The following is a 7568-nucleotide window of genomic DNA, read 5'->3' as shown; positions in this document are numbered from 1 at the left end:
CCGGGGTTAGTAGACCACTACAGGACCACCTGCTTTCATGTCCTCAACCTTATAGGGCGTACAACCCAAACCCGCTTTATTCCGGCCCTTGCCTCCACTCCTGTATACGCTGTCCCACGTATGCCTACCTAGTGTTGCCAGAAAATTAGAAAATTGACCAAGCTCATCTTTTGTCCAAGCGGAGAAACACTCCCAATCTTTTTGGAAATACTTTAAAACCACGTACGGTTTTTATTTAATGGTCCCTCACGCGCGCCATCTTTCTTAAAGACGGGAAGGTCATATATTTTTCTTTCCAGCGCAGTGGTAGCAGCAACGTCTTCTTTCTCAATTATTCTTACTTCCTCGCTTACTTTATTCTTGGGTAACCTGCTGCTAGCCATCGATTTCCGCCGCATACTTCGCTCTGAAAAATTCGCAAATTTCAGATTTTGGCATAATGACCTCGCAGCGCTCCTCCGGGCTCAAACTACCTCGAGCTTTAACCCATGGCGCATCTTTGTGAGTCATGTCCTCAAGTGTTTTTGCAGGCAGGTCAGCGTAGGCGTCAAAAACCTGAACCAGTATGTCTTCGGCCTCAGCGGAAACGACTGGGATTTTTTGATCTTCGGGAGCTGGCAGAGGATTCCATCCGTGCTTCTTAAACTCCTGAAACACTTCAGGAACTACCGGCCCATGAGCCCAAGCCTGAATTTGTTCAGAAAAAAGTTCTTTACCAATAAGCGTCTGAGTCCAGGCTTCCGCATAATAAAGCAGCTTCTGAACTTTCAAATGTGTAATGAGATCGCCCGACTCAGCGCACTTCGCTATAAACCAATTCGCTACATCCAGAGCTTTGTGAAGCGCCATAATCATCCCTCCTGTTTACCACCACATATTCTCACCCACTCCATAGCGAGTCAATCTACCGAATTTCATGAGAGTCCTTTCTATTTTTTGCTCTACATTCCAGGAGCACTTATCCTACAAACCCTAGCGCCATCTCCTCAGCGAATCACAAATGACCGCTACGCCCCACTGGACAGGCGGCGAATCCTGATAACTCACGCCACGGCAATGAGTACCGCTCGCTATGCAAGTTTCATCACACGCTCACTTTGCGAATAAAAAAATGGGAGTCTGCGGTACAGACTTACCAATCCGACACCATGCTCGCCCCACCCGCCGCCAACAGATGAAACACCCCACAAAAAATATTCGTATTTCCCACATACTTCAGCGTATGAGGGATATCGCCTGCACCACCAGTGATAAGCTACCGTTTATTTGTCGCCGAAAACTCAGCGATACGGGGTTCGCAGCCCGGTTGTGAATAGGCACACAGCGTCGCAAAAGCGGCTGTTTAAGGAGCCTAACAATGACAAATAACATTACCCCCAATCTGCCTCTCACTCGCCAAGCACCTAGCACGGTCGAAAAGGCGGTATATCTGCGTAAAATCTCTGACGTCCCTTCCAGCGAGGCTGAGTCGGGTCCGGCAAATACGCCAGGATTACTCAGTGCCCTCGCCGTCACTTCCTCCAAACCCGTCATCCCCGAAGATCCCTGCAAGCCCACGCTGTTTGCCATCCAACCGGGCATCAATGCCCAGGATGCGCTGACCTACGTGTCGCGACTGCTCGAAACAGCGGAACTCAATGGCGACGAAATCAGCCTGCATACCAACCCCGTCGAACGAGCGCTGTTCTGGGGCATGCTGCATTCGGTGGAAGTGGCTCGGGCGGTGGTGGATGCATTGCTGGAGGGTTCGTCCTCGCCCAATCCTGCGTCGCCTTCATAAACTTCCCAGGCGGTAAGCAGAGTCTTATCCGCCCCCTCTGAAAATCCCGGTAACAATCAGCCTGTCATTTCTCAGCGCGTTATCGGGATAACACCTCGCTCAAACTAAACAACACCCTGCATAAAAAATTCAGCAGGGACTTTAAAAAACTCGGAAAATTTCTTTACCTGCGCAACAGTCATTTTTCTTTTATCGTTCAAAATCTCAGAAATCGCACTTTGAGTCGCAATGGCAGAAAGATCCTTTTGCTTAATCCCTCTTTCATCCATCAGAAATGCCAACGCTTGCGACTGAGAGGAATAAGGGACCAGAACCGTTTCGGTCTCATATTCATACACACGATCAGCCACCAACTCCGCAAAGCGCGCAGCCGCATGATCTTCGCTGTCCGCATGTGAGTAAAGCTCATCAATCAACGCCATTCGATCTTTAAGATCACTGTCATCTTTGATTTTTTCATGGCATTCGGATAACAACCGAGCAGAGCTTGCTACCTGATCGTTCAGCTTTTCAAACATGGCGGAAATACCCTCTACGAGAATCATATATTTTTCAAATATCCAAACCATCATCCTAAATGATCGAAACCCCGCGCGGCCCCAACGGAAAAACAATGAAACGCTCTGGTGCAGAGTGCTACTACCAGACCAGTCGTCGCTCACCCGCCCCTTCAAAAGCACCATCCCCAGCGTGGTCTATCCTTGAGTCGTCACTAGAGCCGGACCTCGACACAGGAGACAGCGAATGGATGCACGAGAAAGAGCGTTGATGCGGGCCAGCGTGGCCTTGGGGTTGCTGATCAGCACCCTGAAGAAGCACGATCTGGAAGCCCCCCTTTCCCTGGACGATCCACATTTCAAGGAGCTGATCACTCACCTGCGGGACAACTTGCTGGAGGCGCAGGCGGACGAGAGCGTTTCCAGTGTCATGGTCTCGATCAACAAGGCCTTCACCGATGGCGTGCGGCTCAATGCCCGCAGCGTGGGTAGCTTGTTGACGGCGCTGAAGAAGGTCGATGGGCTGCTCATCGAGGCCGGCGAGAGGCATGCTCCGTTGCAGCTGCTTCAGGTGAATGCAGGCTGAAATACAACCCTTGTAGGAGCCGGCTTGCCGGCGATGAGGCCCGCAAGCCTCGCGCCGTCTATCCGGACGTCATCGCCGGCAAGCCGGCTCCCACAAAAGCGGGTGCGGCGTTTGTGAGAGCGTGCGCCCGCTATTTGCTCGACAACTGTGATCCACCCCCGCAATCGCAGTAGGAATAATTTCCCACCAACATCAGATCATTCATACTCCGCACCGCTCTTGACCTGATGATGGACCACCTGTCTTGATGACCTTTCATGTCTGACCCGCTCTGGGCTGCCCGCCTGGGCGACGCGTTGTCCCATACCTCGATGATGGCCGATATTCTCGGCGGTGTGCTCGAGGTCGCGGCCAACGTCGCCATCGGCGCACTGGCCACCGCAGCCGTGGTTGCCGCCACCGGGATCACCGTCGCCACCGGCGGGCTCGGGGCCTGTGTGCTCGGAGCCGTGGTCGGGGTCATTGTCGGCGTGGCGATGAGCAAGACCGGCGCCGACAAGGGCCTGAGCAAGATGTGCGAGGGCATCGGCAACGCGCTCTTTCCGCCCACGGTGCAGGCCACCATCCTCACCGGCTCCACCGACACCCTGATCAACTCGATTCCCGCCGCCCGCGCCGCCGGTGCGGTGCCGTCCCATGTCGAAGCGGCCGGTACACCGGACAGCGAGGAACCCGCCCCTGAAGCCAGCTACCTGGATATCGCCAAGGGCTTCTTTGCCCAGATGTGGCGACCCACGGTGGCAACGCCCGCCCCCGGCGCCGTGCCCAAGCCGCTGGACCTGGTGACCTGCATGAAGCATCCGCCGATGCCGCCGCAGTTTCTCGCCGAAGGCTCGAAAAAGGTCAGCATCAACGGTCAGCCCGCCGTGCGCAGTGGCGACCGCAGCACCTGTGACGCCACCGTCGTTTCGTCCGGGCTGATCTCACCCAATGTCACCATCGGCGGCGGCTCGGTGGTGGTACGCGAAATCCGCAGTGGCAAGACACCCGGCATCGGCCTGGCGATCACCGCGCTGATGATGCTCAAGGGCAGCAAGGGCAAATTTCTCAGCAACCTGCCGTGCATGTTGCTGGCCGGGGTCAACTCCTTCGTCACCAGCCAGGCCATCGGCGCGCTGACCAATGCCATCGTCGGTTCGCCCAACCCGGTACACGCCGCCACCGGGGCCAAGGTGCTGGGCGGCCTCGACGACCTGGATTTCGCCCTGCCAGGGCTACTGCCCCTGGAGTGGCAACGCTTCTACAACAGCCATGACGAACGTCGCAACGGGCTGTTCGGGGCGGGTTGGAGCGTGCCTTATGAGGTTTGCGTCGAGATTACGGCTCACCCCGAAGGCGGCGAGCGACTGATCTATATCGACGAACAGGCCCGCCGCCTCGACATGGGCTCGATCGCACCGGGCAGCGCGGTGTTCAGTCCCGGTGAAGGCCTGAGCGTCCGGCGCCATGGCAACGGCCAGTTGCTGATCGAGAGCGACGAGGGACTTTACCGACTGTTCGATCCAGCCCCAGGCGAACCTGGCCGTCTGCGCCTGAGCCAATTGGGCGACCGTAACGACAACCGAATCTATCTCGACTACGACGAGTCGGGGCGGTTGATTCGGCTGCGCGACACTTTCGATCTGGTGCAAGTGGAACCGATCTACAGCTCCCAGCGGCCACGCCGAATCAGCCGGATCGAACGCGTCTATCCCGACCAGTCCCGCGAAGTGCTGGTGCACTACGACTACGACGTACAAGGTGATCTGGCACACGTTCGCGATATCACCGGGCAGGTGCAGCGAAGCTTCGCCTACAACGCCGAGCGACGTCTGATCGAACATCGACTCCCCGTCGGCTTGCGCTGTTTCTACCAGTGGGCCAGGGTTCAGGAGCGGGAATGGCGAGTCATCCGGCACTGGACCGACGATGGCGACGATTACCACTTCGACTACGACCTGGACGCTGGTATCACCCGTGTCACCGATGGCCTGGGGCGGGTCGGTACCCGGTATTGGAATCCGCAACACCAGATTACCCGCTACACCGACGCCCTGGGCCACACCTGGTCCTTCGAGTGGAACGATGAACGCCAGTTGCTCGGCGCGACCGACCCCGGGGGCGGGCAATACCAGTTCAGCTACGACGAAGCCGGCAACCTCAGTGAAACCGTCGACCCACTGGGTCGCAGCGAATCGACCGTGTGGCTGGAACACTGGGCACTGCCGCGAGTGGAAACCGATAGCGCCGGCAACAGTTGGCACTACCACTACGATCCGCGTGGAAATTGCACAAGGGAAGTTGACCCGCTGGGGCAGGTCACGCGCTATCGCCACGATGCCCACGGTCAGACGGTAGAAATCATCGACCCCGCCGGCAAGAGCAAAAAGCTACGCTGGAACAATTTCGGCCAGGTGGTCGAGCACATCGACTGCACAGGCCACCCCACGCGGTTGAACTATGACGCTCGCGGCTTGCTCAGCAGCGTCACCGACGCTCTCGGTGAACGCACGGAGTATCGGTACGATGCCCTGGGCCGCTTGCTTGGCAGCCAGTGGCCGGACGGGCGTGCCGATCAGTATCGGCGCAATGCTGGCGGGCAGGTCAGCAGCTATACCGATCCCGAGGGGCAAACCACGCACTACCGTCATGATCGACGCGGCCAGGTACGCCAGCGGATCGACGCCCAGGGACGGCAAGTGGAGTTCAGCTACGACCACTACGGCCGTTTGCTGGCCCTGACCAACGAGAACGGTGAGCGCTACCAATTTGCCTGGGATTCCAACAATCGTCTGACCGAGCAACGGGACCTGGACGGCAGCGCTCGTCGCTTCGATTACGATGCACTGAACCAGGTCAGCGTCGTGCAGCTCATCCCGGCACCAGTACCGCCACGCTCCATGGAGCCTGTGGTGCACCGGCTCGAGCGTGACGCCTGTGGGCGCCTGATCGCCAAGGTCACCGACGACGGGCGCACCGAATACAGCTATGACCCACTGGACCAACTGACCGCCGTCACCTTTACCGATAACGACGGCAACGCGCAAACACTCGGTTTCGCCTATGACGCCCTCGGCCAATTGCTGGAAGAACGGAGTTCGGCGGGCAACCTGCAGCATCATTACGACGAGCTGGGCAATCTGATCCAGACGCAGCTACCCGATGGCCGCTGGCTCAATCGGTTGTATTACGGCAGCGGTCACCTGCACCAGATCAACCTCGACGGGCAGGTCATCAGCGACTTCGAGCGCGACAGCCTGCACCGCGAAGTGCTGCGTACCCAGGGCCAGATCAACACCCGCAGCGAGTACGACCGCAGCGGACGCCTGCGCTCACGGTCGCGCCGTTCAGTCGGCCAACCCATGCAGCTGCCGGCAGCGGTGCAGCAGCATTTCGACTATGACCCCAGCGACAACCTGATCAGCCGTCGCGACCGACAGCCAAGCAGCGAACACCGTCAGTTGCTGCATTACGATGCCACCGGCCGGATCGTTGCCAGCCAGGACAACGTCCAGGGCCTGCGCGAAACGTTCACCTACGACGCCGCCGCCAACCTGCTCGACAGTCCGCCAGCCGGTATCGGGCGGGTCGAGCACAACCTCCTGTTGGCCTACCAGGACAAGCGCTATCGCTACGATGCCTTCGGGCGGATGATCGAAAAACGCAGCGCCGGACGTCGGCTACAACGCTTTGCCTATGACGCCGAGAGCCGTTTGATCGAAGTACGGAGCCAGGAGGGCACGCGGGAAACCGTGGTCCGCATGCACTACGATCCATTGGGACGGCGTATTGCCAAGACCGAGCATGATCACAACGGTTATCTGCTCGGCGAAACCCGTTTCACCTGGGATGGCCTGCGCCTGCTCCAGGAGCAGAAGAACAACCAGCGCAGCCTCTACCTCTATGCGGATGACAGCTACGAGCCGCTGGCCCGGGTGGATGGCCATGGCGCGCACCAACAGGTGCGTTACTACCAGAACGATCCCAGCGGCTTGCCGCAGCAACTGACCGAAGCCGATGGCAGCACGCTGTGGCAAGCGCGCTACCGGGTCTGGGGTGCCACTGTCGAAGAAGTCCGCGAGCCCTCTTACATCGAGGAGCAGAACCTGCGCTTCCAGGGCCAGTACCTGGACCGTGAAACCGGGTTGCACTACAACACCTTTCGCTTCTACGACCCGGATATAGGACGCTTCACCACACCGGATCCCATGGGCCTGGCCGGTGGCCTCAATGCCTACCAGTATGCCCCCAACCCGCAAGGCTGGAGCGACCCGCTGGGTCTGATGAAATGCGGTACACCGCCGCCCGGCCGGAAGGTCAAACGCACCGTGTATCGTTTCGAGGAACCCAGCCGGGTCAGCACCACCTGGACGGCCCACAAGTGGAACGTCGCCGCAACCCACCGCTATACCAACGCCGGACTGGGCGGCGTCTACGGGGCCAACTCGCGCAAGACCGCCATGGCGGAAGTTACCCACTGGAAAGTCGACCTGTCGACACGAATACTGGTGAGCAAGAAAGTCCAACTCGACAATGTACTGGACCTGACCAACGCCAAGGTCCGCAATCAGTTGGGCGTGTCACTCAAAGACATTACCGGCTCCAAATACGACGTGACCCATCAGGTGGGCAGTTGGGCCAAGGCCAACGGCTATGATGGAATACTCGCCCCTTCTGCCCGAAATCCCACCGGGTCCAACCTTATTGCCTTCGACGGGTTCTAATC

At 58.3% G+C, this 7568-nt stretch carries 5 protein-coding genes; 3 read left to right on the top strand and 2 right to left on the bottom strand.

Features of this window, described 5'->3' with window-relative positions:
* Positions 1 to 375: 375 nt before the first annotated feature.
* On the bottom strand, positions 376 to 849 hold the full coding sequence (locus tag HX830_RS29310) for a Panacea domain-containing protein (RefSeq protein WP_152736645.1): 474 nt from the start codon (positions 847 to 849) through the stop codon (positions 376 to 378).
* Positions 850 to 1357: 508 nt separating this feature from the next.
* Here HX830_RS29310 and HX830_RS29305 point away from each other — a divergent pair.
* Positions 1358 to 1780, top strand: a complete 423-nt coding sequence (locus HX830_RS29305; protein WP_152736644.1) for a hypothetical protein — start codon at positions 1358 to 1360, stop codon at positions 1778 to 1780.
* Between the two features lie 104 nt (positions 1781 to 1884).
* On the opposite strand, the gene HX830_RS29300 is transcribed toward HX830_RS29305, so the two are convergent.
* Positions 1885 to 2352 carry a helix-turn-helix domain-containing protein gene (locus HX830_RS29300; protein WP_177104165.1) on the bottom strand — a complete coding sequence of 156 codons (468 nt, stop codon included), beginning with the start codon at positions 2350 to 2352 and terminating at the stop codon, positions 1885 to 1887.
* A gap of 172 nt (positions 2353 to 2524) precedes the next feature.
* Here HX830_RS29300 and HX830_RS29295 point away from each other — a divergent pair, with 172 nt between their 5' ends.
* Both HX830_RS29295 and HX830_RS29290 read left to right on the top strand, forming a co-directional pair.
* Positions 2525 to 2863 carry a hypothetical protein gene (locus HX830_RS29295; protein ID WP_247263079.1) on the top strand — a complete coding sequence of 113 codons (339 nt, stop codon included), beginning with the start codon at positions 2525 to 2527 and terminating at the stop codon, positions 2861 to 2863.
* A 257-nt stretch (positions 2864 to 3120) separates the two neighbouring features.
* On the top strand, positions 3121 to 7566 hold the full coding sequence (locus HX830_RS29290; protein ID WP_177104155.1) for an RHS repeat-associated core domain-containing protein: 4446 nt from the start codon (positions 3121 to 3123) through the stop codon (positions 7564 to 7566).
* Positions 7567 to 7568: the final 2 nt, after the last annotated feature.

The organism is Pseudomonas gingeri, from assembly GCF_013385425.1.
GTDB classification, from domain to species: Bacteria; Pseudomonadota; Gammaproteobacteria; order Pseudomonadales; family Pseudomonadaceae; genus Aquipseudomonas; species Aquipseudomonas gingeri_D.
The sequence above is the reverse complement of the archived record's forward strand: the minus strand, read 5'-3'. Positions and strand labels throughout refer to the sequence as shown.